The 26,297-nt window shown below is 60.0% G+C and carries 28 protein-coding genes; 20 read left to right on the top strand and 8 right to left on the bottom strand.

The features are described from left to right. Nucleotides 1-33 precede the first annotated feature (33 nt). From Q8L89_07540 to metW, 6 genes are all read left to right on the top strand, one after another. Nucleotides 34-525 (top strand): peptidylprolyl isomerase, encoded by a 492-nt coding sequence (locus Q8L89_07540; protein ID MDP1708897.1) that lies wholly within the window; start codon nucleotides 34-36, stop codon nucleotides 523-525. A gap of 348 nt (nucleotides 526-873) precedes the next feature. Beyond that, entirely contained in the window at nucleotides 874-1,968 is a 1,095-nt protein-coding gene (locus tag Q8L89_07545; GenBank protein MDP1708898.1) for a phosphatidylglycerol lysyltransferase domain-containing protein, read from the top strand. Next, entirely contained in the window at nucleotides 1,955-2,467 is a 513-nt protein-coding gene (locus tag Q8L89_07550) for an N-acetyltransferase (protein MDP1708899.1), read from the top strand. Before Q8L89_07545 ends, Q8L89_07550 begins: the two co-directional genes overlap by 14 nt. A 70-nt stretch (nucleotides 2,468-2,537) precedes the next feature. Further along, on the top strand, nucleotides 2,538-4,208 hold the full coding sequence (ettA, locus tag Q8L89_07555; GenBank protein MDP1708900.1) for an energy-dependent translational throttle protein EttA: 1,671 nt from the start codon (nucleotides 2,538-2,540) through the stop codon (nucleotides 4,206-4,208). Nucleotides 4,209-4,220: 12 nt separating this feature from the next. Then, nucleotides 4,221-5,369, top strand: a complete 1,149-nt coding sequence (locus Q8L89_07560; protein ID MDP1708901.1) for a homoserine O-acetyltransferase — start codon at nucleotides 4,221-4,223, stop codon at nucleotides 5,367-5,369. Further along, nucleotides 5,369-5,977 (top strand): methionine biosynthesis protein MetW, encoded by a 609-nt coding sequence (gene metW, locus Q8L89_07565; GenBank protein ID MDP1708902.1) that lies wholly within the window; start codon nucleotides 5,369-5,371, stop codon nucleotides 5,975-5,977. Before Q8L89_07560 ends, metW begins: the two co-directional genes overlap by 1 nt. Nucleotides 5,978-5,990: 13 nt before the next feature. Here the strand turns inward: metW and Q8L89_07570 are convergent, their stop codons facing one another. Together Q8L89_07570 and Q8L89_07575 are read right to left on the bottom strand one after the other, a co-directional pair. Beyond that, nucleotides 5,991-7,238, bottom strand: a complete 1,248-nt coding sequence (locus Q8L89_07570) for an MFS transporter (protein MDP1708903.1) — start codon at nucleotides 7,236-7,238, stop codon at nucleotides 5,991-5,993. Beyond that, nucleotides 7,238-8,011: an exodeoxyribonuclease III gene (locus Q8L89_07575; GenBank protein MDP1708904.1), complete on the bottom strand. Its 774-nt coding sequence runs from the start codon at nucleotides 8,009-8,011 to the stop codon at nucleotides 7,238-7,240. The genes Q8L89_07570 and Q8L89_07575 overlap by 1 nt, the downstream gene beginning before the upstream one ends. Before the next feature lie 85 nt (nucleotides 8,012-8,096). Between Q8L89_07575 and chrA the strand changes: the two genes are divergently transcribed. The 3 genes from chrA (at nucleotide 8,097) to Q8L89_07590 (ending at nucleotide 11,439) form a co-directional block, all read left to right on the top strand. Next, nucleotides 8,097-9,410, top strand: coding sequence for a chromate efflux transporter (gene chrA / locus Q8L89_07580; GenBank protein MDP1708905.1), 1,314 nt, complete (start codon nucleotides 8,097-8,099; stop codon nucleotides 9,408-9,410). A 17-nt stretch (nucleotides 9,411-9,427) separates the two neighbouring features. Continuing rightward, nucleotides 9,428-10,069: an orotate phosphoribosyltransferase gene (gene pyrE, locus Q8L89_07585; GenBank protein ID MDP1708906.1), complete on the top strand. Its 642-nt coding sequence runs from the start codon at nucleotides 9,428-9,430 to the stop codon at nucleotides 10,067-10,069. A gap of 191 nt (nucleotides 10,070-10,260) precedes the next feature. Further along, complete coding sequence (locus Q8L89_07590; protein MDP1708907.1) at nucleotides 10,261-11,439, top strand: fatty acid desaturase; 1,179 nt, start codon at nucleotides 10,261-10,263, stop codon at nucleotides 11,437-11,439. Between the two features lie 74 nt (nucleotides 11,440-11,513). Here Q8L89_07590 and rpmG read toward each other — a convergent pair whose 3' ends face one another. The 3 genes from rpmG to radC all read right to left on the bottom strand — a co-directional run bounded on the left by rpmG (nucleotide 11,514) and on the right by radC (nucleotide 12,672). After that, nucleotides 11,514-11,669, bottom strand: a complete 156-nt coding sequence (rpmG, locus tag Q8L89_07595; GenBank protein MDP1708908.1) for a 50S ribosomal protein L33 — start codon at nucleotides 11,667-11,669, stop codon at nucleotides 11,514-11,516. A gap of 12 nt (nucleotides 11,670-11,681) precedes the next feature. Beyond that, nucleotides 11,682-11,918, bottom strand: a complete 237-nt coding sequence (rpmB, locus tag Q8L89_07600) for a 50S ribosomal protein L28 (GenBank protein ID MDP1708909.1) — start codon at nucleotides 11,916-11,918, stop codon at nucleotides 11,682-11,684. A 79-nt stretch (nucleotides 11,919-11,997) separates the two neighbouring features. Then, a complete protein-coding gene (gene radC, locus Q8L89_07605) occupies nucleotides 11,998-12,672 on the bottom strand; it encodes a DNA repair protein RadC (protein ID MDP1708910.1) in 675 nt (224 codons plus the stop codon). 43 nt (nucleotides 12,673-12,715) lie between these two features. Between radC and coaBC the strand changes: the two genes are divergently transcribed. The 5 genes from coaBC to Q8L89_07630 all read left to right on the top strand — a co-directional run bounded on the left by coaBC (nucleotide 12,716) and on the right by Q8L89_07630 (nucleotide 16,991). Next, on the top strand, nucleotides 12,716-13,924 hold the full coding sequence (gene coaBC / locus Q8L89_07610) for a bifunctional phosphopantothenoylcysteine decarboxylase/phosphopantothenate--cysteine ligase CoaBC (GenBank protein ID MDP1708911.1): 1,209 nt from the start codon (nucleotides 12,716-12,718) through the stop codon (nucleotides 13,922-13,924). Next, nucleotides 13,905-14,360, top strand: a complete 456-nt coding sequence (gene dut, locus Q8L89_07615) for a dUTP diphosphatase (GenBank protein ID MDP1708912.1) — start codon at nucleotides 13,905-13,907, stop codon at nucleotides 14,358-14,360. Before coaBC ends, dut begins: the two co-directional genes overlap by 20 nt. Before the next feature lie 64 nt (nucleotides 14,361-14,424). Beyond that, nucleotides 14,425-15,804, top strand: coding sequence for a phosphomannomutase/phosphoglucomutase (locus Q8L89_07620; GenBank protein MDP1708913.1), 1,380 nt, complete (start codon nucleotides 14,425-14,427; stop codon nucleotides 15,802-15,804). 10 nt (nucleotides 15,805-15,814) lie between these two features. Continuing rightward, nucleotides 15,815-16,708, top strand: a complete 894-nt coding sequence (gene argB, locus Q8L89_07625; GenBank protein MDP1708914.1) for an acetylglutamate kinase — start codon at nucleotides 15,815-15,817, stop codon at nucleotides 16,706-16,708. A 7-nt stretch (nucleotides 16,709-16,715) separates the two neighbouring features. Then, on the top strand, nucleotides 16,716-16,991 hold the full coding sequence (locus tag Q8L89_07630; GenBank protein MDP1708915.1) for a hypothetical protein: 276 nt from the start codon (nucleotides 16,716-16,718) through the stop codon (nucleotides 16,989-16,991). Nucleotides 16,992-17,006: 15 nt separating this feature from the next. Here the strand turns inward: Q8L89_07630 and Q8L89_07635 are convergent, their stop codons facing one another. Together Q8L89_07635 and argH are read right to left on the bottom strand one after the other, a co-directional pair. Next, on the bottom strand, nucleotides 17,007-17,645 hold the full coding sequence (locus Q8L89_07635) for a DUF4124 domain-containing protein (protein MDP1708916.1): 639 nt from the start codon (nucleotides 17,643-17,645) through the stop codon (nucleotides 17,007-17,009). A 48-nt stretch (nucleotides 17,646-17,693) separates the two neighbouring features. Beyond that, a complete protein-coding gene (argH, locus tag Q8L89_07640) occupies nucleotides 17,694-19,088 on the bottom strand; it encodes an argininosuccinate lyase (protein ID MDP1708917.1) in 1,395 nt (464 codons plus the stop codon). A 145-nt stretch (nucleotides 19,089-19,233) separates the two neighbouring features. Between argH and Q8L89_07645 the strand changes: the two genes are divergently transcribed. The 6 genes from Q8L89_07645 to Q8L89_07670 all read left to right on the top strand — a co-directional run bounded on the left by Q8L89_07645 (nucleotide 19,234) and on the right by Q8L89_07670 (nucleotide 25,212). Beyond that, nucleotides 19,234-20,310, top strand: a complete 1,077-nt coding sequence (locus Q8L89_07645) for a sensor histidine kinase (GenBank protein MDP1708918.1) — start codon at nucleotides 19,234-19,236, stop codon at nucleotides 20,308-20,310. Continuing rightward, the gene (locus Q8L89_07650) at nucleotides 20,307-21,041 is read left to right on the top strand and encodes a LytTR family DNA-binding domain-containing protein (protein MDP1708919.1); all 735 of its coding nucleotides are present in this window, start codon (nucleotides 20,307-20,309) and stop codon (nucleotides 21,039-21,041) included. Before Q8L89_07645 ends, Q8L89_07650 begins: the two co-directional genes overlap by 4 nt. A gap of 143 nt (nucleotides 21,042-21,184) precedes the next feature. Beyond that, entirely contained in the window at nucleotides 21,185-22,135 is a 951-nt protein-coding gene (gene hemC / locus Q8L89_07655; protein MDP1708920.1) for a hydroxymethylbilane synthase, read from the top strand. Then, complete coding sequence (locus tag Q8L89_07660; GenBank protein MDP1708921.1) at nucleotides 22,104-22,919, top strand: uroporphyrinogen-III synthase; 816 nt, start codon at nucleotides 22,104-22,106, stop codon at nucleotides 22,917-22,919. Before hemC ends, Q8L89_07660 begins: the two co-directional genes overlap by 32 nt. After that, on the top strand, nucleotides 22,916-24,010 hold the full coding sequence (locus Q8L89_07665; protein ID MDP1708922.1) for a uroporphyrinogen-III C-methyltransferase: 1,095 nt from the start codon (nucleotides 22,916-22,918) through the stop codon (nucleotides 24,008-24,010). Before Q8L89_07660 ends, Q8L89_07665 begins: the two co-directional genes overlap by 4 nt. After that, complete coding sequence (locus Q8L89_07670; GenBank protein ID MDP1708923.1) at nucleotides 24,007-25,212, top strand: heme biosynthesis HemY N-terminal domain-containing protein; 1,206 nt, start codon at nucleotides 24,007-24,009, stop codon at nucleotides 25,210-25,212. The genes Q8L89_07665 and Q8L89_07670 overlap by 4 nt, the downstream gene beginning before the upstream one ends. Nucleotides 25,213-25,217: 5 nt before the next feature. On the opposite strand, the gene Q8L89_07675 is transcribed toward Q8L89_07670, so the two are convergent. Then, entirely contained in the window at nucleotides 25,218-26,255 is a 1,038-nt protein-coding gene (locus tag Q8L89_07675) for a CDP-6-deoxy-delta-3,4-glucoseen reductase (protein ID MDP1708924.1), read from the bottom strand. Between the last annotated feature and the right edge of the window lie 42 nt (nucleotides 26,256-26,297).

A 26,297-nucleotide genomic window follows, 5' to 3' on the forward strand; every position in this document is an offset into this window, starting at 1 on the left:
AACTCGCTACCATTCAAACCCAAGGGAGAGGCAATGACCCAACGCAGTGCTGTGATAGAGACCAACCAGGGTACGATCCGTTTTGATCTGCTGGAGGCGGATGCCCCCAAGGCCACGGAAAACTTCATCACCCTCGCCGGCCGGGGTTACTACGATGGCGTGATCTTTCACCGGGTGATCAAGGGCTTCATGATTCAGGGAGGAGACCCGACCGGCACCGGACGCGGTGGTGAGTCGGCGTGGGGTGGGCGCTTCGAGGACGAGATTGATCCGCAGTCGGCGCTGTACCAGTCAGGCTACAAGGCGGGTACCGTGGCGATGGCCAACGCCGGGCCGAACACCAACGGCTCGCAGTTTTTCATCATGCATGCGGACTATCCACTGCCGGCGAGTTACACCATCTTTGGGCGGGTCACCGAGGGCCAGGAGGTCGTCGATGCCATTGCCAACACCCCCCGCGACCGCAGCGACAAACCCGTTGAACCGGTGGTGATGGGCAAGGTCATTATTACATCAGAACAGTAGTTGTCCCGGCCAGCGCGCTACTGCGCGCTGGCCATTTCCCGCCTTCTTCCCCGCCTCCTGAACGGCCGTTACCTTACTCCAAAATCCTGTCGGGCATGTCTCTGCGCACCCCAAGTTGGCCGGGGTGTATTCATGGCGCGGTGTGCGCATGCAAATAATGATTGACACCGGCACGGCTATTCGTACTATGAGCGCACACAATGAACATGCACGGCAAGTTGTACCCTTGTCCTCACCGCTACGGCAGCCTGCCCTCCGGCAATCTGTCAGTGACGCCGCTTTGGCCTTCGCCAAGGCGGCGTTTTTCGTTTAACCGTTGCATCTTTCCAGCCGTCAGGAGACAGCCCCATGCTTAACCAGCTCGACGAACCTCCCGGTAGTAGCCTGCTTGACAACCCTCCGCGATGGAGTGAAACGCCTTTGGCGTCCAGTCCGTCGCTGACACTGCATGTCAACAAGACCTTCCCCAACCGCTATCTTGCCATTGAAGGCCACAGGCTTTACCCCTTCACCATCGACCTCAAGCCGCTGTTTGAAAGTTACCTCAGCCGCGCCCAGGTCCCGCTCTCCGACTACACCTTTGCCAACAACATCATCTGGCTGTCGCAGAAGAGCGGCTTTTACCAGGTCATCGACGAGTGTTTTTGCCTGTTCTGTTTGACGGGCGAAGGCCTTACCATGCCACTGCCGCCACTCGGCAGCCCGGACGACCAGCGGGCGGCGCTCGCGACCTGCTTTGAGATCATGGATGGCTACAACGCCGCTCCTCTGCTCGGCAAGGTCGAATTTGTCTACCGTGATTTTCTCCAGGTTCTGAATCTGGAACATGAGACCCCGTTCCCGGCAGTTACCCGTGACTGGCTGGTGGAGCGTGCCCTGCCGGACTATGTGTATACCACCTGCGACCTGATTGAACTCAAGGGCAACGCCTATAAAACCAAGCGCAACGAGATCAACCAGTTTCGGCGCATCTACCCGGATCACCGCATGGAGCCGGTGGGGCCGCAGCACCACGACGGTATCCGCGAACTGGTTAACACCTGGCTGCAAGAGCGCATCAAATATCTGCCCGCGCAGGAGATACCCAACTTTCTGTGTACGGCCGAGCTGGAGCGTACCGCGATCAACCGCGCGCTGGCGCATTATGACTACCTGCAGCTGGATGGTCTCTGTCTTATCATCGGCGACAGGATTGAAGGCTTTACCTTCGGCGAACGCATTACTGCCGATGTCGCGAGTGTGGTGGTTGAGAAAACCAATTTCACCATCCAGGGTTCGGCGCAATACCTGTTCCGCGAATTCGTCAAGACCTACCGCGACTGCATCTTCATTAACGTGGGTGATGACCTGGGCCTGGAGAATCTGCGCAAGGTGAAGATGAGTTACCGCCCGGCCTTGTTCGGTGAAAAATTTACCTTGAGCCGGTGCAGTGTTCAGGGCTGAACAGCACGCCTCCGGCGCTGCCCACGCGTACGCGACAGTTCACGATGCGGGCAGGGTGCGCAGTGCCCTGCCCGCCGATCTGGCTGCGCTGCTGGTACTGGAGCAGCATTTTCCGGGCGATCGGTTGTCACGCCAAAGTTTTCGTCGGTTGTTGTGTAGCGCGAGCGCCGAGCTGCGGGTATACGAAGAGGCCGGGCAGGTGGCGGGTAACGCCGTGCTGCTGTATCGCCGCAGTTCCACGCAGGCGCGCATATACTCCCTGATCGTGCATCCGGACTATCAGGGCCGCGGTATCGCCCGCACGCTGCTCGACAGTGTCGAGGATGCAGCAACGGCACGGGGTTGTCGTGCACTCTGTCTGGAAGTACGCGCCGACAATGTTTCAGCCTTGCGGCTATATCAAAAGGCGGGCTTTAAGGTGGTCCGCCAGATCACTGGCTACTACCAAGACTGCGCCACGGCGTTGCGTCTGGAGAAATCCCTGCCGGGCAGTGTGTAGCAGGAAACGCAGGCGAATATCCAGTATCATAGTAGCCCTGATTTGCTACTAGCCGCTCGTTACTGCCCCTATGCAATATATCTACACCATGAACCGCGTCGGCAAGGTAGTGCCGCCGAAACGCGAAATCCTGAAAGACATCTCGCTCTCGTTTTTTCCCGGCGCCAAGATCGGCGTGCTGGGGTTGAACGGCTCGGGCAAGTCTTCGCTGCTGCGCATCATGGCGGGGATGGACAAGGACTATCTGGGGGAGGCGCGCCCGCACCCCGGTACCCGCATCGGCTTTCTGGCGCAGGAGCCGCAGCTCGACCCGAAAAAAGACGTGCGCGGCAATGTGGAGGAAGCCGTGGCGGAAACCAAGGCACTGCTCACACGCTTCGACGAGGTGAGCGCGCGCTTCGCCGAGCCCATGAGCGATGATGAGATGAATGCGCTGCTCGAAGAGCAGGCACAGTTGCAGGAGAAGATCGACGCGGCAGGTGCGTGGGAGCTGGATCGCACACTGGAAATCGCTGCCGATGCGTTGCGGTTGCCGCCGTGGGACGCCGATGTGAGCAAAATCTCCGGCGGTGAGCGCCGCCGTGTGGCGCTGTGCAAATTGCTGCTGTCCAAGCCCGACATGCTGTTGCTGGACGAACCGACCAACCACCTCGACGCAGAATCCATCGCATGGCTCGAGCGCTTCCTGCACGAATACCCCGGCACCGTGGTTGCCGTTACCCATGATCGCTACTTTCTCGACAATGTCGCGGGCTGGATACTGGAGCTTGATCGCGGCCACGGCATCCCGTGGCAGGGTAATTACTCCTCCTGGCTGGAGCAGAAAGAAAAACGTCTGGAGATCGAAGAGAAGCAGGAAACCGCACGCCAGCGCGCCATGAAGGCCGAGCTGGAGTGGGTGCGCGCCAACCCCAAGGGGCGGCACGCCAAGAGCAAGGCGCGTTTGACTGCATTTGATGAGCTGGCTTCACAGGAAACACAGAAGCGTAGCGAGACCAAGGAACTGTACATTCCGCCGGGGCCGCGGCTCGGGGATCTGGTGGTGGAGGCGGAAGGCTTGCGCAAGGCATTCGGTGACCGCGTGCTGATTGATAACCTGAGCTTTAATTTACCGCGTGGCGGCATCGTAGGGGTGATCGGCCCCAATGGCGCGGGCAAGTCCACGCTGTTTCGCATGCTGGTGGGCGAGGAGAAGCCGGACGGTGGCGCGCTGCGCATCGGCGAGACCGTGCAGCTTGCCTACGTAGACCAGTCACGCGATGCGCTGAGCGGCAACAAGAACGTGTGGGAAGAGATTTCCGACGGTCTCGACGTCATTACCGTGGGCAAGTTCGAGCTACCCTCGCGCGCCTACGTCGGGCGTTTCAACTTCAAGGGTTCGGACCAGCAGAAGCTGGTGAAGGACTTGTCCGGCGGTGAGCGTAATCGCCTGCATCTGGCCAAGCTGTTAAAGAGCGGCGGCAACGTGCTATTGCTCGACGAGCCGACCAACGACCTTGACGTGGAAACCTTGCGCGCGCTCGAAGAGGCGCTGCTCGATTTCGTCGGCTGCGTAGTGGTCATCTCGCATGACCGCTGGTTTCTGGATCGCATTGCCAGCCACATACTCGCCTTTGAGGGCGAGGGTGTAGTGACCTGGTTCGAGGGCAATTACGCTGACTACGAGGCCGACCGCAAACGCCGCCTCGGCGTTGAGGCCGACCAGCCGCACCGGCTGAAATACAAAAGACTTGCAAGCTGATACCCTAAGGGCATGCCCAAGGACATCCCCGCAGACTCCGTCGGTTTAGTCACGCCCCAGACGCGGCGCTTTGACGAGCCGCTGGCGCTGGATTGCGGGCGCACGCTGGCAGGCTATGATCTGGCCTATGAAACCTATGGCAGCCTGAATGCCGACGGCTCCAACGCCTTGTTGATTTGCCACGCGCTGTCTGGCGATCATCACGCTGCGGGCTATCACAGCCTGGAAGACAAAAAGCCGGGCTGGTGGGACAGTTGCATCGGCCCCGGCAAGCCGTTCGACACCAACCGCTTTTTTGTAGTGGCGCTCAATAATCTGGGTGGCTGCAAAGGCTCTACCGGCCCGGTGAGTACCAACCCCGCCACCGGCAAGCCCTACGGCCCGGATTTCCCCATCGTCACCGTGCGTGACTGGGTGCGGAGCCAGAAGCGGCTGGGCGATGCGCTGGGTATCCGGCAATGGGCCGCCGTGATCGGTGGCAGCCTCGGCGGCATGCAGGCCATGCAGTGGGCCATCGATTATCCCGAGGGCCTGCGTCACGCACTGATGATTGCCGCCGCGCCCAAACTCTCGGCCCAGAACATTGCCTTCAATGAAGTGGCGAGGCAGGCCATCATGTCCGATCCGGATTTCCATGCCGGGCATTATTACGAACATAACGTCGTGCCGCGTCGTGGGTTGATGCTGGCGCGCATGCTCGGCCATATCACCTATCTGTCCGATGACGCCATGCGCGCCAAGTTCGGGCGTGAGCTGCGCGAAGGCAAGCTCAATTTCGGTTTCGACGTCGAATTTCAGGTCGAGAGCTATCTGCGCTATCAGGGACAGTCCTTTGTGGATCGCTTCGACGCCAATACCTATTTGCTCATGACCAAGGTGCTGGACTACTTTGATCCGGCGGCAGAGTGTAACCATGACCTGTCGGCGGCACTCAAGCTGGCGCAGGCCAAGTTCTTTGTGGTTGCGTTTACCACCGACTGGCGCTTTTCACCGGCCCGCTCGCGCGAGATTGTGCGCGCCCTGCTCGATAACGATCACGAGGTGAGTTACGCCGAGATTACCTCGTCCGAGGGGCACGACGCGTTTCTTATTCCCGATGCGCATTATCTGAGGCTGCTGCATGCCTATCTCGAACGCATCGCCAGTGAGGTGGATGTGTAATGGCCTTGCGTCCTGATTTTGAAATCATCAGCGAATGGATTACGCCGGGTAGTCGCGTGCTTGATCTCGGCTGCGGCGATGGCACGTTGCTCGCCCATTTGCACGCCACGCGCAACATCAGTGGCTATGGTCTGGAGATCGATGGCGACAACATCGCCAAATGCATTACTGCGGGTGTGAATGTGATTCAGACCGACCTTGATGCCGGCCTGTCCGACTTCGACGCCGACTCGTTCGACTACGTGATTCTCTCGCAGACCCTGCAGGCGGTGTATTACCCCGACCGGCTGCTGGATGAGATGCTGCGCGTCGGGCGCGAGGGCATCGTCACCTTTCCCAATTTCGGCCACTGGCAAAACCGGGTGCAGATTGCGCTCGGCGGCCACATGCCGGTGTCGCGCAATCTGCCCAACGACTGGTACAACACGCCCAACATCCATCTCTGCACACTGCGGGATTTCGAGCGTCTGTGCGCAAAAAACGGCATCAGCATACTGCAACGCACCGTGGTCGATCATGCCCACCACGCGGGCCTGGGCATGCGGCTGTTTCCCAACCTGCTGGGTGAGATCGCGCTGTACCGCTTCCAGCGCCGTTCGGATGTATAAGGCGGGATTGTAATCAGCCGCCGTCGAGTCTCAGTATCCGTGTCCTCATGCGCCACAACAGCCATAACCCCGGCAGCGCGGCGAGCGTGGTGATGAAGAAAAAAATCACCCAGCCCAGCTCGTCGGCGAGCAGTCCCGCAGGCGGCCCCAGGTATTGCCTGCCGAAGGCAGAGAAGGCGGAGAACAGCGCGAACTGCGTGGCCGTATAACGGTGGTCGCACAGCGCCATGAGCAATGCGACGAAGGCCGCCGTGCCCATGCCGCCGCTCACCTGTTCAAATACCACCGCGATGACCAGCATCGTATAGCTTTTGCCTACCCATGCGAGCAGCATAAAGCTCAGGTTGGAAACGGCCTGCAGTACGCCGAACAGCATCAAGGCGCGGTACAGCCCAAGTTTCGGCAGCAGCGCGCCGCCGAACAGCGCGCCTGCAATCAGCGCAAACAGCCCCAGCCCCTTGTTGACCGCGCCCACCTCGCTCAGGGAAAAGCCCACGCCGCGCAGCAAAAAGGCCGTGCTCAATGTGCCCGCGAAGGCATCGCCGAGCTTGTACAGCACAATCAACAGCAGTATCCACGCCGCGCCCGTAAGAGAGTGCAGCGAAACGAAGGCTTTGAACGGCCCTGTCACCGCCTCCTGCAACGTGCGCGGCGGCGCGATGTGTCCGTCCGGCTCCGGGCCGAGCAGCGTGGCGAGGACGCCCACTATCATCAGTCCCGCCAAAATGAGATACGTAGTGTGCCAGCCGAAGTAGTCGGCCATGATCAACGCGCCCGCGCCCGACACCAGCATGGCGATGCGATAGCCCATCACCGATACCGCCGCGCCCGCGCCGCGTTCCGCCGGGCGCAGCACATCGGCGCGGTAGGCGTCGAATGCAATGTCCTGCGAAGCCGAAGTGAAGGCGACAAACATGGCGAGCGCCGCCAAGGCCCACAGCGCGTGTTGCGGCGAACCCAATCCCATCGCCGCGATACCCAGCATGAGCGCAACCTGCGTGGCGACCATCCAGCCGCGCCGCCGCCCCAGCCACGGCGGCACAAAGCGATCCATGAACGGCGCCCAGAGAAACTTGAGCGTGTAAGGCACGCCCACCAGCGTAAAGATGCCGATGGTTTTCAAATCCACCCCTGCGGTGGTCATCCACGCCTGCAACGTACCGCCAGAGAGCGCCAGCGGCAGTCCGGAGGAGAATCCAAGCAGCAACACCACGCCCACGCGGCGGTTGGTGAAGATGGTGAGGTAGTCTTTAAGTTGCATCAGAGCGTGTAATTGTAATCCATCGTCAACGGCGCGTGGTCGGAGAAGCGCTGCGCCTTGTAAATCGAGGCGGACTTCACTTTATCCGCCAGTCCCTGCGTGGTGACGTGATAATCAATGCGCCAACCCACGTTTTTCGCCCACGCCTGCCCGCGGTTTGACCACCACGTATATTGCTCCGGCTCCTGATTCACCACGCGAAACGCATCGACAAAGCCAAGCTTGTCGAATAACTGATCCATCCACGCGCGTTCTTCGGGCAGGAAGCCGGAATTCTTCTGGTTGCTGCGCCAGTTTTTGAGGTCGATGTTTTTGTGTGCGATGTTCCAGTCGCCGCAAATAATGTATTCGCGTTTGCTGTTGCGCATTTTTTTCAGCACCGGCACCAGTCGTTCGAGCATGTCGAATTTCACGGCCTGGCGCTCCGGGCCGGACGAGCCGGAAGGCAGGTACAACGACACCACGCTCAGGTTGCCGAAGCGCGCTTCGATATAACGGCCTTCGGCGTCGAAATCCGGCCAGCCGAGGCCCATGATGACCTTGTCCGGCTTGCGTTTGCAGTACAGCGCCACGCCGCTGTAGCCTTTTTTTACCGCGTCGTGAAAATAGCTGTGGTAGCCGTCCGGGTGCAGTGCGCTGTCCGTCAGTTGATGCTCCTGCGCCTTGGTTTCCTGCAGGCAGACGACATCCGGCTTTTGTTTCAGCATCCACGGGAAAAATCCCTTGGCCGTTGCCGAGCGGATGCCGTTCATGTTGAGGGTGATGATGCGCATGAGCGTAGCCCCGATGATACACTAGTTGTTCACTGATAAATAAAGGCGGGATGGTATCGCAACTGATCGTTTATTGTCGGCGCCGGTGCCCGTTTCCTTCGCGCAGGCATTGCGTTACTGGTTCAGGTTAGGCTGCATCAGTTTTGGCGGGCCAGCCGGTCAGATCAGCCTGATGCATGAGGAGCTGGTGGAGCGTTCACGCTGGATTTCGGAGCGGAGGTTTCTGCACGCGCTCAACTACTGCATGGTATTGCCCGGCCCGGAGGCGCAGCAGCTGGCCACGTATATCGGCTGGCTCATGCACGGCGTCAAGGGCGGCATCAGCGCCGGTGTGTTGTTTGTAGCGCCATCGCTTGTCCTGCTGGTGGTCTTGTCGTGGTTGTATGTTGCCTACGGCGATGTGTCGCTGGTGGCGGGAATATTCTATGGCATCAAGCCCGCAGTCACTGCGATAGTTGCTTTCGCTGCCTATCGCATAGGCGCGCGGGTGTTGCATAACCGGGTGCTGTGGGTGATTGCGGTCAGCGCCTTTCTGGCACTGTTTGGGCTGGGCGCACCGTTCCCCATGATTATTCTGGGCGCGGCGCTGGCCGGGTATCTGGGCGGGCGGATGGCACCCGCACTGTTCACTGCGCCACCGGCACATGCCGGCAGCCACAGGAATTACGGTGCCGCCCTGATTGATGATCATACGCCGTTGCCTGTGCATGCCACGTTCAAGCCCGCGCGGGCATTGCGGATCGTGGCGCTGGCGGCGATGCTCTGGCTGGGGGTGATGGGGCTGCTGGTGGCGCAGTTTGGCTGGCAGGGTGTGCTGGCACAGATGGGCTGGTTTTTTACCAAGGCGGCGTTGCTCACCTTTGGCGGGGCGTATGCCGTGCTGCCTTACGTCTATCAAGGCGCCGTGGAGTATTATCAGTGGTTGAGTGCGCCACAGATGATCGACGGTCTCGCGCTGGGTGAAACCACGCCCGGACCGCTGATCATGGTAGTGGCGTTTGTCGGGTTTCTCGGAGCCTGGGGTGATGCGCTGTTCGGCCCGGACATGTTGCTGTTGGCGGGTATCATGGGTGCGGGGGTGGCGACCCTGTTTACCTTTTTACCCTCATTTGTGTTTATTCTGCTTGGCGGGCCGCTGGTGGAGTCCACGCGGCATAGCATCGGGTTGACGGCGCCGCTCACGGCTATTACCGCGGCCGTGGTGGGTGTGGTGGCGAATCTTGCCCTGTTCTTTGCCGGGCATGTATTGTGGCCTCAGGGTTTTGAGGGCGCTTTCGATCTGCCCGTATTACTGGTCGCACTGGGCGCGTTTCTTGCTTTGTACCGGTATCGTATGGGGGTAGTTCAGGTGATACTCACCTGCGGTACACTGGGCGCACTTTATTCTTTGGTCGTATAAGCGAGGCGTTTACGGCGATGCAAGATTACCAGCACGAATTTCTCGACTTTGCCCTGGATGTTGGCGCGCTCAAGTTTGGCGAGTTTACGCTCAAGTCCGGGCGGGTGAGTCCGTACTTTTTCAACAGCGGGCTGTTCAATACCGGTGCCCGTCTGGCCCAGCTGGGGCGCTACTATGCAGCGGCGCTGGTGTATGCCGGGGTGGCCTACGACATGCTGTTCGGCCCGGCCTATAAAGGTATTCCGCTGGTGGCAGCGGTGAGTATCGCATTGGCCGACTACCACGGGCACGATCTGCCTTACGCCTTCAATCGCAAGGAGGCAAAGGATCACGGTGAAGGTGGTCTGGTGGTCGGGGCGGCGCTGGCCGGACGGGTATTGATAGTGGATGATGTGATTACCGCCGGTACATCGGTGGGTGAATCCGTTACGCTTATCAAGGCTGCGGGTGCCATACCTGCTGGCGTGCTGATTGCGCTTGACCGCCAGGAGCGCGGTACGGGGGCACTGTCCGCCGTGCAGGAGGTACAGAAGAGTTACGAGCTGTCAGTAGCCAGTATTGCGACCTTGGAAACGCTGCTGACCTATGCCAGCCAGCAACCGGCGATCAGGCCGCATCTGGCGGCCATCGAGGCTTATCGGGCCCGCTACGGGGTTTAGGGTGGAGCGGTGAATTTGCAGTTAAAATGCGCAAAAATCGGAAAAATTCTTGTAACATTCTGGTTTTGAGGCGGTCTAAAGCGGGGACAGTGTATCGGATACGTCTATTAGGGCTGGGTCAGTCTCTGCTATAATAGGACAATTAATTTTCATTCTGCCGGGAGTCGCTCATGATGGATGGACTGTTAAATATGCTGGCGGGTGGGTGGCTACAGCTGTCGGGCTGGGAGTTGGTTGTGGTCACGCTGGTCATGACCCACATTACTATTGCTTCGGTGACCATCTTTCTGCACCGTCATCAGGCGCACCGCGGGCTGGAGCTGCACCCGCTGCCCAGCCATTTTTTCCGTTTCTGGCTGTGGCTCACCACCGGCATGGTGACCAAGGACTGGGTGGCAATCCACCGCAAGCACCACGCCAAGGTCGAAACCACAGAGGACCCACACAGCCCGAAAGTCTTCGGTCTGCGCAAGCTGCTGTTGCAGGGTGCCGAGCTCTATCGCGCCGAGGCGAAAAAACAGGACACACTGGACAATTACGGCCACAACACCCCGGACGACTGGCTGGAGCGCAATATCTATACGCCCCGTACCGGTTGGGGCATCCGGATCATGCTGATTATCGACCTCATGCTGTTCGGTGCGGCGGGCCTCGCGATATGGGCAGTCCAGATGATCTGGATCCCCGTCACTGCGGCGGGCGTCATCAATGGTATCGGCCACTGGTGGGGCTATCGCAACTACGAGTCTCCGGACGCCTCCACCAACATCGTGCCGTGGGGCATCCTGATCGGCGGCGAAGAGTTGCATAACAATCACCATGCCTTCGGCAGTTCCGCCAAGCTTTCTTCCAAGTGGTGGGAATTCGATATCGGCTGGTTTTATATCCGTACCCTTGAGACCCTCGGCCTTGCGCGCGTCAAGAAGGTGGCCGTGGAGCCGGTGATGGTGCAGACCAAGCATATGGTGGACATGGATACGGTCAAGGCCGTGATTACGCACCGCATGCGCGTGATGGCTCATTATGCGCAGGACGTACTGGCACACGTGCATGCGGAAGAGGTGCGCATTGCCCAGGGCGCATACCGTTCCCTGCTCAAGCGCGCGCGTGGTCTGCTGGTGCGTGAGGAATCTCTGCTGAACGAGGATGCGCGCGCCAAGTTGCAGGCAGTGCTGAGCCAGAGCGCGCAACTGCAGACGGTGTACCAGTACAAGCAGCGGCTGCAGCAGATCTGGCAGCGCTCCGCCGAGACCCATGAAAACCTGCTGCATGCATTGCAGGACTGGTGCAAGCAGGCCGAAGCGACCGGTATCCAGGCGTTGCAGGAGTTCTCTCACAAGCTGCGTGCCTACTCGCTGCAACCGGCATAAGTTCACAAGCAGTTAACCCATAAAAAACCCGCCAGTGGCGGGTTTTTTATGGGTGAAAGATGGCAGCTGTGGGTCTACTTGATCTTGCCTTCCTTGTAGGCCACATGCTTGCGCACCACGGGATCGTACTTCTTGATTTCCATCTTTTCCGGCATGGTGCGACGGTTTTTGGTGGTGGTGTAGAAGTGACCGGTGTCGGCACTGGAAACGAGCTTGATTTTTTCACGCATGGCGTAGCCCCCTTAAAATTTTTCGCCACGGCTGCGCATATCAGCAAGCACATGGTCGATACCGAGCTTGTCGATGATGCGCATACCCTTGCAGGTGAGGCGCAGGCGCACCCAGCGCCGTTCGGTTTCAACCCAGAAGCGATGATAGCCCAGGTTGGGCAGGAAGCGCCGCTTGGTTCTGTTATTGGCGTGCGACACGTTATTGCCCGCCACGGGGCGCTTACCGGTCACTTGGCATACTCTGGACATGGTGAAATTCCTTAAAACAATCACTCGCAGCCGTCTATTCTAGCAAGAATCAGGGCCCGACGACAAGAATCCTGGGCGTTTATATCAACCCGCGTTCGGCCAGCGACACGGCGCGCCCGTCGCCGATAATGAAGTGGTCCAGCAGGCGGATATCGACCAGCGCCAGCGCTGCCTGGAGCCGCTGGGTGATATGGTGGTCGGCCGGGCTCGGTTCGGCCACTCCGGAGGGATGGTTGTGGGCCAGAATTACCGCCGCTGCGTTGCGCGCCAGGGCCTGTTTGACGACCTCGCGCGGGTGTACGCTGGCGCTGTCGATGGTGCCATGAAACAGCTCATCGAAGGCGATGACACGGTGACGCTGATCAAGAAACAGGCAACCAAAGACCTCGTGGCGGTAGGCGCGCAGGTGTGCGCAGAGGTAGTCGCGAGTGGCGTCGGGGTGGCCCAGCGCATTACCCCGCTTGATTTGCGCCCCCAGGTAGCGGCGGGTCATTTCCAGTATGGCCTGGAGCTGGGAGCATTTGGCCGGCCCCAGCCCGACCGTGGCAGAGAGGGCATCACGCTCTGATTCCAGTAAGCCACGCAGGCTGCCGAACTGCTGCAACAGGTCGCGGGCGAGGTCGATGGCGGTTTTGCCGCGTACCCCGGTGCGCAGGAAGATGGCGAGCAATTCCGCGTCGGAGAGCGCCCCGGGCCCTCGGGCCAGCAGCTTTTCGCGCGGGCGCTCCTGTTGCGGCCAGTCGGTGATCGCCACGAGAACCCCCTAATTTCATGATAGTTGGGGTAAACTTTACCCTATGAATGCGCTAGTCAACAAACACATCCTGCTCGGGGTGAGCGGCGGTATTGCCGCCTACAAGAGTGCCGATCTGGTGCGCCGCTTGCGCGAGGCGGGGGCGGAGGTGCGGGTGGTGATGACGCGCGCGGCCACGGAGTTTATTACCCCGCTGACGTTGCAGGCCTTGTCCGGGCATGCGGTGCGGCTCGACATTTTTGATCCACAGGCCGAGGCGGCGATGGGGCATATCGAGCTGGCGCGCTGGGCCGACGCCGTGCTGGTGGCGCCCGCGAGCGCCGATTTCATGGCCCGGCTGACCCATGGCCGGGGTGATGATTTACTGAGCACGCTGTGCCTTGCAACCACCGCACCGATCGCGCTGGCGCCCGCCATGAACCAGCAGATGTGGCTGAATGCGGCGACTCAGGCCAACAAGGAGGTGCTGGAGCAGCGTGGCATACGACTGTTCGGGCCAGCCACAGGCTCACAGGCCTGTGGCGAAACCGGGCCGGGTCGCATGCTGGAGCCTGCGGATATCGTGCCGCAGGTGGTTGGGTTGTTCCAGACGAATGTACTTTCAGGTCTGCGGGTATTGGTGAGCGCCGGCCCCACGCGCGAGCTGATTGATCCGGTGCGTTACATCAGTAACCGCAGTTCCGGCAAGATGGGCTACGCACTGGCCGAGGCCGCCACCGAGGCAGGTGCCGAGGTGACGCTGGTGAGTGGGCCGGTGATGCTGGCCGTACCTGAGCGAGTGCGGTGTATCGATGTGCAAAGTGCGCGCGAGATGCATGCAGCGGTGCTGGCGCAGGCGCCCAGCCACGCTATTTTCATCGCTGCGGCTGCGGTGGCGGACTATCACGTTGCCGACAGCGTGCCGCAAAAGATCAAAAAGACCCAGGAGGTGCTGGCGCTTTCGCTGGTACGCAACCCCGACATTCTGGGAGATGTGGCCGCGATGCCGAATGCGCCGTTTACCGTGGGTTTTGCCGCCGAGACGGAAAATCTGGAGTTGAATGCGCAGGCCAAGCGCGCCCAGAAAAAACTCGACCTGATCGCTGCGAATCTGGTCAGCCGCCCGGATATCGGTTTCGACAGCGATGACAACGAACTCAAGCTGTTCTGGGAAGGTGGCACCCGGGAGCTGGCGCGCGCCACAAAAACCCGGCTCGCACGTACACTCATTTCAATTATCGCCGAGCAGTACCATGCAAAAAATCCAGCTTAAAATCATCGACGCCCGTATCGGTAATGAATTTCCCCTGCCGCAGTATGCTACCGAGGGTGCAGCCGGTATGGATTTGCGCGCCTGCCTGGAAGATGCGCTGACTATTGCGCCGGGAGAAACGCACCTGATTCCGACCGGTCTTGCCATCCATATTGCCGATGCCACGCTGGCCGCCGTGTTGCTGCCGCGCTCGGGGCTGGGCCACAAGCACGGCATCGTGTTGGGTAATCTAGTGGGGTTGATTGACTCCGACTATCAGGGTCAGGTGTTTGTCTCGTGCTGGAACCGTGGTCGGGAGCCTTTTAGTATCGGTGTCGGCGAGCGCATCGCGCAGATGGTGTTTGTACCTGTGGTGCAAGCCCAGTTTGAAGTGGTAGACGAGTTTGATGCCAGCCAGCGTGGCGCAGGTGGCTTCGGCCATTCCGGCACACAGTAAGAAATACGCAGCCTGTAGCGAGCAACACGTTACAAGAACACAGAAAACAACAGAATAATAAAGAATGACGACGGAAATCCCTGCCAGCATCTTCAAGGCCTATGACATTCGTGGCATCGTTGGCAAAACACTGACAGCGGACATCGTGCGCGACATAGGCCATGCGATTGGCAGCGAGGCGCAGGCGCGGCAGCAGACCGCTGTGGTGGTGGCGCGGGATGGACGCCTGTCCGGCCTGGAGTTCAGCCAGGCGCTTGCCAGCGGTCTGTGTGCCTCGGGCATCAATGTGATCGATATCGGCCAAGCCCCGACGCCGGTGCTGTATTTTGCCACCCACCATTTTAATACCGGCTCCGGTGTGGCAATCACCGGCAGCCACAACCCCCCCGATTACAACGGTCTCAAGATCATGCTGGGTGGCGAGACCTTGTCCGGTGCGGCGATTGCCGCGCTGCGCACACGCATTCTGCAGGGCGCGTTCACGCAGGGCGCGGGCAGTGTCCGCAGTGCCGATGTCATACCGGCCTACATCGAACGCATTGTTGCGGATGTGAAGCTGCACCGTCCGCTGCACGTGGTGGTGGATTGCGGCAACGGGGTCGCGGGCGCGCTTGCGCCACAGTTGTTGCGTGCGCTGGGCTGCACGGTGAGCGAGTTGTTCTGCGATGTGGACGGCCATTTTCCGAACCATCATCCGGACCCGAGTCAGCCGGAGAATTTGCAGGACCTGATCCGCGCCGTCAAAGCCGAGCAGGCCGATCTGGGGCTGGCCTTCGATGGTGACGGTGACCGGCTTGGCGTGGTGACGGCTGAAGGCAGCATCATCTGGCCCGACCGGCAGATGATGCTGTACGCTGCCGACGTGCTGTCACGCAAACCGGGCGCGACGGTGATTTATGACGTAAAATGCACACGCAATCTGGCGCTGGTGATCGCGCAGCATGGCGGCAAGCCTTTGATGTGGAAGACCGGCCACTCGCTGATCAAGGCCAAGATGAAAGAGACGGGCGCTGAGCTTGCGGGTGAGATGAGTGGCCACATCTTTTTCCAGGAGCGCTGGTACGGCTTCGACGACGGCTTGTATACTGCCGCACGTTTGCTGGAGATATTGGCGCGCGATGCACGGACGCCGGGCGCCGTGTTTGCGCAACTGCCGGAGACCGTGAATACGCCGGAGCTGAAGCTGGAAATGAGCGAGGGCGAGCAGTTCGGGTTGGTGCAGCGGTTGCGGCAAGGCGCGTATTTCCCGGGCGCAACGTTGACTACCCTGGACGGAGTGCGAGCGGATTACGACGACGGCTGGGGGCTGGCGCGGCCATCCAACACCACGCCCACGGTGGTGATCCGTTTTGAGGCGGACAATCAGGAGGCGCTGACTCGCATCCAGCAACAGTTTCGTGCTGCATTATTGAGTCTGGAGCCGAATTTAAACCTGCCGTTTTGATGACACGAGCATGAACCTGAATACGACCACAGCAAGCAACATCGCCCATGTGCTGACCGAGGCGTTGCCCTATATCAAGCGTTTCCAGGGCAAGACCATCGTCATCAAGTACGGTGGCAACGCGATGGTGGACGAGACCTTGAAGAGCGGTTTCGCGCGCGATGTGGTGCTGATGAAGCTGGTGGGTATCAATCCGGTGGTGGTGCACGGCGGTGGACCGCAGATTGGCAAGCTACTTGAGAAGATCGGCAAGCCCAGCCAGTTTGTGGACGGCCTGCGGGTAACCGATAGCGAGACCATGGACGTGGTCGAGATGGTGCTGGGCGGGCTGGTCAACAAGGAGATCGTGAACCTCATCAACCGTCATGGTGGATCGGCGGTGGGACTTTCCGGCAAGGATGGCGATCTGATTCGTGCGCGCAAGCTCACGCTGACGCGCAAGACGGCGGAGCTGGAAGCGCCCGAGATCATAGACCTCGGCCATGTGGGCGAGGTGGCGAGCATCGATGCGGCGGTGATTGGCACGTTGGTCAGCGGCAGTTTCATTCCGGTGATTGCCCCCGTGGGTGTGGGTGAAGACGGCCAGTCCTACAATATCAATGCTGATCTGGTAGCAGGCAAGCTTGCCGAAACCCTGCGTGCCGAAAAGCTGATGCTGCTCACCAATACGCCGGGTGTGCTCGACAAGGCAGGTAAACTGCTGGCGCGTCTGGATGCAGGGCAGGTCGCGGCGTTGATTGCCGACGCCACTATTCAGGGCGGTATGCTGCCCAAGATACGCTGTGCACTGGATGCGGTACAGGCCGGTGTCGGTGCGGCACATATTGTCGATGGCCGAGTAGAGCATGCCGTGCTGCTCGAGCTCTTTACCGATGAAGGCGTGGGGACGCTGCTCCGCTTGTGAGATTGTGATGAGTCACGCCAGGGTAAGCGCCTACTTTTCCAGCAGCGCAGAAATTGCCCGGTTGTGCACCCAAAACGGCTGGCCTGACCCGGCCAGCATGCGCGTCGAGGTGCTGGAAGAAACCCCTGCTCAGATCGTGTGTGCCGTGACCTTTGATGAAGTCATCATGGAGGGCTCGGGCTGCGAGGCGGCGCGTGTCGCCTGCTGGGGACGTTTTCACCTGCGTCTGGATGGCCAGGGTGAGGTTATGGGTGTGGAGCTTGCCGGGGGAGATCACCTGTAGCAACTGCGGTGACAATTACGGTTGGGGCGCTGTGCTGGTCTTGAGTTCGCGGAAACGCTGCAGGTCGTTCTCGGCCTGTTGCCGAATGGTCTCCTGCTCGGTCTGTTTGATCTTGATGAAGGTTGTATATTTTTCGATCTGCGCCTTGGTGTCCAGAATATCGTTCTGCAGTTTTTCCGGTACAGGCGCGCCCTGCTTTGCAAACTGGTCAGCTTCCTTGGTCTGGGCGGCCAACCGTGGTTCCAGTTTTCCTCTGTAGGTGGTATGCATACTGATCTCGCCTGCCACGGTCGCCAGCTTTCTGTCTCGCACTTGAGTAATGTCGTGCTCGGACGTGTAAGAACTGAGTAGCGTCCTGTCGCGCGTAGTCTGGTCGGCGGCACGGTGCTTTTCTGCCTCCAGGGCTTGTTGCCTGTGCTGCTCTTCAGTCAATTGTGCCTCGGTTTTCGGGCCTTCAATGGATTTGACGGTGACGCCCTGCTTGTTGAGCTCTGTATGGCCCTGCTGGGTATATTCCGGAGGAATCTTGTCGCCGTAATGCACCGCGCCGTTTTCGTCCACCCACTTATAGAGTTTGCCGGCGGCAAGTTCGCCGGACGGTGCGGCGATGACCAGGATTATGAGCAGTGTGCGTAGAAGACCACGAAGTTTCATGTCGTCATTCTCCGGCTCCAATGGTGGAGCATGTAAACGTCCGCTATATTACCGGTCGAGCAGGACGCGCGCACGCTTGAGTGCGGCGCGCACCTGCGACGGCGCGGTGCCGCCGACGTGGTTGCGTGCAGCAATGGAGCCTTCCACGGTAAGCACCTCAAATACATCCGGCCCGATCACTGGCGCATGCGTACGCAACTCTTCCAGCGTGAGCTGCTCCAGCAGGTGGCCGCTGTCGATGCAGTGGCGTACCGTTTTGCCTACTATTTCGTGCGCGTCGCGGAACGGCACGCCCTTGCGTACCAGATAGTCTGCGAGATCAGTGGCGGTGGAGTAGCCGGCGCGTGCCGCACTCAGCATCGCCTCGCGATTCACGCGCAGGGCTGCAATCATGTCAGTGTAGACATGGAGCGAGGCCTTGAGGGTGTCGACAGTGTCAAACAGCGGCTCCTTGTCTTCCTGGTTATCCTTGTTGTAGGCCAGTGGCTGGGCCTTCATCAGCATGAGCAGAGCAACCAGATGGCCGGTGATACGGCCTGCCTTGCCACGTACCAGCTCCGGCACATCAGGGTTCTTTTTTTGAGGCATGATGGACGAGCCGGTGCAGAAGCCATCGCCCAGATCGATGAAGCCGAACTGGGTCGAGGACCATAGCACCAGTTCCTCGGAGAAGCGCGACAAGTGCATCATGATAAGCGCCGCCGCGCTTACGAATTCGATGATGAAGTCACGATCGCTGACGGCATCGAGCGAGTTTTCGCACGGGGCGGCAAAGCCCAGCAGTTGTGCGGTGTAGTTGCGGTCAATTGGGTAGCTGGTGCCGGCGAGGGCCGCTGCGCCGAGCGGCATGATGTTGACGCGTGCACGGCACTCGCCCATGCGCGCGGCATCGCGTGCCAGCATTTCAAACCAGGCCAGCAGGTGATGCCCAAACGTAACCGGTTGTGCGATCTGCAGGTGAGTAAAGCCGGGCATGATTGTTGCGGCCTCACGCTCGGCGAGATCCAGCAGCGCACTTTGCAGGCGGCGCAGTACTGTTTGCAGTGTGTCAATTTCATCCCGCAGATACAGGCGTATGTCCGTGGCCACCTGATCATTGCGGGAGCGCCCGGTGTGCAGCTTTTTACCTGTTTCGCCAATACGCTCGATCAGGCGCGCCTCGATGTTCATATGCACATCTTCCAGCGCTACTGACCAGGCAAAATTCCCCTGCTCGATATCCTGTTCGATGGTTTTCAGCCCACTCACGATGTTGTCGCACTCGGTGGACGTCAAAACGCCCACGTGCGCAAGCATGCGTGCGTGAGCTGTCGACCCGGCAATATCATGCCGGTAAAGGCGGCAATCAAATCCGACCGAGGCAGTGAAATCTTCCACGAAGGTTTGTGTGGGCTCACTGAAGCGGCCTGCCCAAGGCTTGTCGGTAGGAGAGTTTTTGGCCATCTCGTGCGCGCTGTTGCCAGATGTCACGGTATTATATGCTGTATTGGCAGGATTACTATGAGGTTCCTGCGAAAGCCCCCGCCCAGGCACGAGGGATGGGGAGGGGCGATGATGGATATGGGCCGGTGAACGTGAGGCAATGCACTTGAAGACCGCAAGGGCAGCAAACGACGCACTCTTTTTGCCCGATTTCTGTGGCATGCGCACAGTGCTGGCGCTGATGGTGATTTCCGAGCTGCTGGCGGTGGTACTGGCGCTGGGATCATTGGAGAGCCGGGATCGCTGGGCCGACCTCGGTGTTATTTCATTGTTTGTGCAGTGGGTGGCGCTTACTGGGGCTGCACTACTGTGCTTTGTTCGCAGGTGGCTGGCGCGCCTGCCCAACAGCACGGCAGCCGTGCTGAGTTATCTGTTGCTGCTGGCAGTGACGGCATTGCTCAGCGAGGCGGTGTACTGGCTGCTGCAAGGTGAGGTCGTTGGCATGCCCGTACCTGCTGGCTGGCGCCAGGATTTTCTGCTGCGCAACCTCGCGGTAAGTGCAGTCGTGAGTGCCGTGGCGTTGCGCTACTTTTATGTGCAGCACCAGTGGCGGCGTAATATCGAGTCGGAGAGTGCGGCGCGCATCCAGGCCTTGCAGTCGCGTATCCGCCCGCACTTCCTGTTCAACAGCATGAATGTCATTGCCAGCCTTACACGCAGCCGCCCGCAACTGGCAGAGGCGGCGGTGGAAAACCTGGCCGACCTGTTCCGCGCCAGTCTGGCCGATGCGCGCAACCGTGTGCCATTGCGTGAAGAGCTCGGTATGGCGCGCAAGTACCTGCATATTGAGCAACTGCGCCTGGGTGAGCGCCTGCGTGTGGAGTGGGACATGGATGCGGTGGCGGAGGATGCGCTGATCCCGGTGCTTACCTTACAACCGTTGCTTGAAAATGCGGTATACCACGGCATAGAACCGCTGGCCGAGGGAGGGGATATCTGCATCCGGGGACGGGATGCAGGGGGTGTGATCGAGATCAGGATCAGTAATCCCGTGATACCACAGGGCGCGCCGTCGCGCGCGCACAGCAATCACATCGGGGTGGATAATGTGCGTGAGCGTCTCACGGCGTATTACGGGGTCAACGCCGGACTCACGATTGATGAGGCCGCAGAGCACAATGGCTGGCGCTACAGTATCAGCCTTCGCTTCCCTTATCTGCGTGATATGCAGGCGGACGCATGAAGATCCTCATCGTTGATGACGAGGCCCTCGCACGCGAGCGCCTGTGCGGGCTCATCGCCGAGCTCGGTGGCCACGAGGTTGTGGGCGAGGCGGCCAACGGCAGACAGGCGCTGGCACAAGTCTCGGCGCTGCTGCCGGACACGATATTGATGGACATCCGTATGCCTGAGATGGACGGAATGGAGGCTGCCCTGCACCTCGCTGCGCTGGAGGGGCCGCCTGCCATCATTTTCACCACGGCCTATGACGACCACGCGCTGGCTGCGTTCGAGGTGAACGCCACGGATTATCTGCTGAAGCCGATTCGCAAGGAGCATCTGGAGCGTGCGCTCGGCAAGGCACGTCAGATAAACAAGGTGCAGCTTTCCGCGATGCGCCGTGGAGGTGGAGAGCTGCGCACGCGCAGATACATCAGTGCCCGGGTGCGGGGGGGGCTCCAGCTCGTTCCGGTAACGGATGTCGTGTACTTCAAGGCGGATCAGAAATACGTCACGGTACGTTACCGGGGGGGTGAGGTGTTGATTGAGGATTCGCTCAAGGCGCTGGAGGAGGAATTCTGCGAGCGCTTTGCGCGTATCCACCGCAACTCACTGGTAGATGTGGCCAGTATTGCCAGCATGGAGAAGATCCATGCGGGAAATTGCCGGGTACGCCTGCGGGGCATGGAGGATACGCTGGAGGTCAGTCGTCGTCATGTGACGGAGTTGCGCAGACGATTGCTGGCGGGCTGAGGGGAAGGCCTGCGGCAGATGTACCGAAATCCGTGCTGCGTAGCGGCAGCGTGTCGTGTACACTTTCATTTTTCGCAGCGGACGCAGTGTATAGGCGTCCGCTGTGCCGCAAGCATGCTGTAACTTAATTTTCGGGTATTAACATGGCAACTCAGATACTGCGCATCGCTACGCGCAAAAGTCCGCTTGCATTGTGGCAGGCTGAACATGTGCGGAACCGGTTGTTGGCGGCCCATGCCGGGCTGGAGGTGGAGCTGGTGCGCATGGTCACGCAGGGCGACAGGATTCTGGATACGCCCTTGGCCAAGGTGGGTGGCAAGGGCCTGTTTGTGAAAGAGCTGGAGCAGGGTCTGCTCGAAGGCAGTGCTGATATTGCGGTGCACTCAATGAAGGACGTGCCGATGGCGTTTCCGGCGGGCCTGCATCTGCCTGTTATCGGCCTGCGTGAGGATCCGCGCGATGCGTTTGTGTCCAACCGCTATGCTGCGCTGGATCATCTGCCGCAGGGGGCGTGCGTAGGCACCTCCAGCCTGCGCCGTCAGTGCCAATTGCAGGAGCGGCGGCCTGACCTGCGCATCGTCAGCCTGCGTGGCAATGTCAATACCCGTCTTGACAAACTTGATGGTGGTGAATTTGATGCGGTGATTCTGGCCGCTGCGGGGCTGTTGCGGCTTGGATTTGGCGCCCGCATTACGCAGTACCTGGAGCCGGAGGTAAGCCTGCCTGCCGTTGGCCAGGGCGCCATCGGTATCGAATGCCGTATCGGGGACACACGGATACAAAAGCTGATCGGGATACTTGACGATCCTGCAACCCACATCCGGATCAGTGCAGAGCGGGCCATGAATCACCGTCTGCAAGGTGGCTGTCAGGTGCCGATTGCAGGACACGCCCTGCTTGCTGCCGATACGCTTTCGCTGCGCGGGCTGGTAGGACGGCCCGACGGCACGGAGGTGGTGCGCGGGGCAGTGAGCGGCCCGCGAGCCCAGGCCGAGCAACTGGGTGTTGCGCTGGCCGATGATTTGCTCGCGCGCGGCGCGCGCGCGATTCTGCGTGATGTCTATGCCGACGAACGTTTCGCCGACACCCACTGATCTGCTGGCCGGTGTTACGGTACTGGTGACGCGCCCACGTCATCAGGCCGGGCGCTTGTGCCAGTTGATTGAGGCGCGCGGCGGGCATGCCATTCTGTTTCCGGTGCTGGAGATCACGGAGATTGAGGACAGCAACCCTGCCCGCAAGTTGATCGCACGTCTGGAAGAGTTCGACTTTGCAATTTTCGTAAGCGCTAATGCCGTGCAGATGGGTGCACCCATGCTGGACGGTCGTGTTGATTTTCCGGCCTGGCTGCAGGTCGCGGTGATCGGTAAGCGCACCGCCGAGGCATTGCAAACACAAGGCCTGCGCGTCGATATCGTGCCCCAGGAAGGTTTTACCAGCGAGGCCTTGCTCGCGATGCCTGAAATGCATGAGATGCAGGGTAAGAGCGTGCTGATATTTCGTGGCACCGGTGGACGTGAAGCGCTGGGCGATACACTGGCCCAGCGTGGCGCCCTGGTGAGTTATGCGGAAGTGTATCGGCGCGTGCGGCCTGCAGGCGAAGGCGTGGCGCTGACGAAAATATTGGAGGAGAATAACAAACTGGTCATCATTGTCACCAGCAACGAAGGGCTGCAAAACCTGTTTGACATGGCGGGTATGCGAGGACAGCCATTGCTACAGCGCGCCGTGCTTGTGGTCATGAGCAAGCGCAACGCCGAGCTTGCGCAGAGTTTGGGGTTCAGCGAACCGCCAGTAATCGTCGAACGAGCGGGTGATGAGGGTCTGCTCGATGCCGTGCTTGTCGCCGCCAGGAGTATGAGAAGGGGAGAGTCATGAGCAATCAGCACAGCGAACAGGCCAGTACACAGGTTCATGGCACCGATCAGGATACGCCGGCTGATGCTGGCAGTGAATCGGTCAGCGCTTCAGGCAGTGGCTGGCGCGGGTGCTGGGTGCTGTGGGTGCTGGTTGTTGTGGTAGCCGCTGCGGCGCTCTATGGTGTGTGGCGGGTGGTGCAGCAGCAGCAGGTGCTAGGCCTGCAACTGGATGAGCTGCGTGCGGATGTTGCGCAGGAAGACCATATGCTGCAGGGGCTGCGCGACGAACAACAGGCGATGCAGGCCGACATCGGCGATCTGCGCACAGGCCTGTCCAAGGGTGCCTTGGTGCGGGCCGTGACCGAGGCCAGCTTTCTGGTACGCATCGCCCATGATCATCTGGTTTTTGCATATGACCTGCCCGGCGCCGTGAACGTGCTTGGGGCTGCCGAACAAGTCGTGGGCGACGTGGATGATGTGCGACTGGTAGAGGTCAAGAGGCAGCTTGCCGATACGTTGCAGGTGTTGCGCCAGGTCGATGTACCTGACATTTCCCGGCTCGCACTGCAATTGAAAAGATGGGCGGCGCGCGCGCAGGAACTACCGCTGGCTCAGAACAAAATGGCGCCAGTATCAGCCACACCCGCCACTGAGCAGGCAGGCGCACGCTGGCAGGTTTTGCTGTATGGATTCTGGGCAGAGCTGAAGAGTCTGGTTGCAGTACGGCAGGGAGAACAAGTCACAGTACCGCTGATCACGCCCGAACAGCAGTACTTCCTCTATCAAAACCTGCGCCTGGAGCTGGGGGCGGCACAAATCAGCCTGCTGCATCGCGATCCGCGCAATCTGCGCGCCAGCCTCAGTGCGGTGCGTGACTGGGTTAACCGCTATTTTGATGTGCGCTCGGCAAATACCAAGGCGTTGCTTGCTGAACTCGATGCGCTGGAGAAAATCGATGTTGCGCCGGCATTGCCCGAACTTTCCAGCCTGCAGCAAGCCTTGCATGACGTGCTGGCGGCAGTCAGGGACGGCGATGAGGGTGTACAAAAGATCGATGCCACTGATGCAGGACGCGTGATGGAGAGTGGGACGGCGAATACACCGCTATGAAATTGCTGCTATCGATCACTCTGGTGCTGGTGCTCGCGGTTGGGCTTGGCATTGTGGTGCAGACAGATCCCGGCTACGTGTTGCTGAGCCGTGGCCACTGGTCGCTGGAAATGACCTTGCCGGTGTTTGTGCTGCTGCTTCTGCTCGTCTTTCTGGCGGTATATTTTCTGCTGCGCTTTTTGGCCTATGCCTGGGGCATACAGGGGCGTGTTCGGGCGTGGCGCCGCGAGCGGCGCCGGATCCAGGCGCGGGATGCGCTGCTGTCAGGCGTACTCCAGATGGAGGAAGGCGAGTGGCACAGTGCGGAAAGCGCACTGCTCCTGCATGTCGAGCACAGCGACACCCCCGTGCTGAATTATCTCAGCGCCGCGCGTGCGGCCCATCACGTCGGCGCACATGATCGTCGCGATGAGTACTTGCGGCTGGCGAGCAGTCGCATGCCGCAGGCGGAAATAGCGATTGGGATTGTACAGGCAAAACTCCAGCTTGAGCATCAGCAACTGGATCAGGCTCTGACTACGGTCAACAATCTGTATCAGGTCGCTCCCCGGCATGGTTATGTGCTGCGCCTGCTGATGAAACTGTCATTGGCGCGCGGCGACTGGTGGCGATTGTTGAGTTTGCTGCCGGACCTGCGCAAGCGCAAGGCCATTCCTGTGCAGGAAGCAGATACGCTGGAGATCAATACCCATGTGGCATTGCTTGAAATGGCGGTGCAGTCTCAGGATGACGCTACGGTGCGCAGCGTATGGCATCAGGTGCCACGGCGATTGCAGGGCCACCCCCGACTGGTACTCCTGTATGCACGCTATCAGAACACGCGAGGCAGGGGTGACGAGGCAGAGGGTATGCTGTACCGCACGCTACGCAGGACATGGGATGATGGCTTGATCCGGCTCTATGGTCAGATTGAGAGTGAAGACACCACAGAGCAGCTTGCCCGTGCCGAAGACTGGCTGCATGCACATGACGATAGTCCTGCGCTGTTGCTGACCTTGGGGCGCTTGTGCATGCGCCACCGGCTGTGGGGCAAGGCGCGCACCTACCTTGACGGCAGTCTCAGGCTGGCCCTCCAACCCGAGACCTGTCAGACGTTGGGAAGCCTGCATGAGCAACTGGGTGAGCAGGCAGCGGCGCTGGATTACTACCGGCGCGGATTGCAGTTAACGCAGGGCGGCATGCAGTCCACAGTGGGCAGCTAAACGCATCAGGGTATTGCCCCTGCGGGCAGGGTGTCCTGTGTAAACTCAAACGGATCCGCATAAAAATTTTCCTGCGCGAGGCCGTGGGCGGTGAAATCCCGGTGTGCGGCTTGCACCAGTGCGGGTGGTCCGCTCGCATACACATCAAATCCCTGCAGTGCGGGGTAGTCGCGCAGCACGGCATCCGTTACATACCCCTGTGCGCCACGCCATGTATCCTCAGGCAACGGTTCCGAGAGCGCGGGTGTATAGCGGAAGTTCGGATGTTGTACCGCCCAGGAGCGTACGAGCTCATCGAGATAGAGGCCACTACGGGTAGCTGCGCCCCAGTATAAATGCAGGGGCCGGGTGATGCCCTCGGCAAAGGCATGCTCAAGCATGGCCTTGATGGGCGCGAAACCGGTACCGCCGGCAACAAAGATGACCGGGCGCGACGGGTCTTCACGCAGATAGAAGTTTCCGTGCGGGCCCTCAAGACGCAACAGCGTTTTTTCCTTGAACTCGAACTGGGCGCCGCCGGTGAAGCGTCCGCCTTCGATACGCTTGATGTGCAACTCGATATACTCGTCATCGTGGGGGGCATTGGCGATGGAGAAACTGCGCCTGCGGCCATCGCGCAGCAGAAAGTCGATGTATTGCCCGGCACGAAATTGCAGCCGCTCTGTGGGCGGGAGCTTGAGATAAACGTGTATCACATCAGGCGCGAGTTGCTCGACGCGTTCGACGCGGCAGGGTAATGTCTTGAGCGGGATGGCATCGCTGTCCGAAGTCTCATGCACCTCTACTGTCACGTCAGATGTGGGGCGCGCCTGGCACAGCAAGGTGTAGCCGGTGTTCAGGTCTGCGTCGCTGAGCGCGGGGGGTTTAAACGTGCCATAATTCACGCTACCGGTGAGCAACCGGCTTTTGCAGGCGCCACAGGCGCCGCCGCGACAGCCATAGGGCAACGTGAGGCCGCGACTTAGCGCCGCGTCGAGAATGGTTTCATCCGCGTCGACGTTGAACTCGTGACCGCCGGGCTGGAGGCGAACCTTGAAACTCATGCAGGTATCTTGCGGCTTGGGTAAATTCTGCCATCATTATCG

The organism is Gammaproteobacteria bacterium (assembly GCA_030680605.1).
Taxonomy (GTDB): domain Bacteria; phylum Pseudomonadota; class Gammaproteobacteria; order SURF-13; family SURF-13; genus JAQBXX01.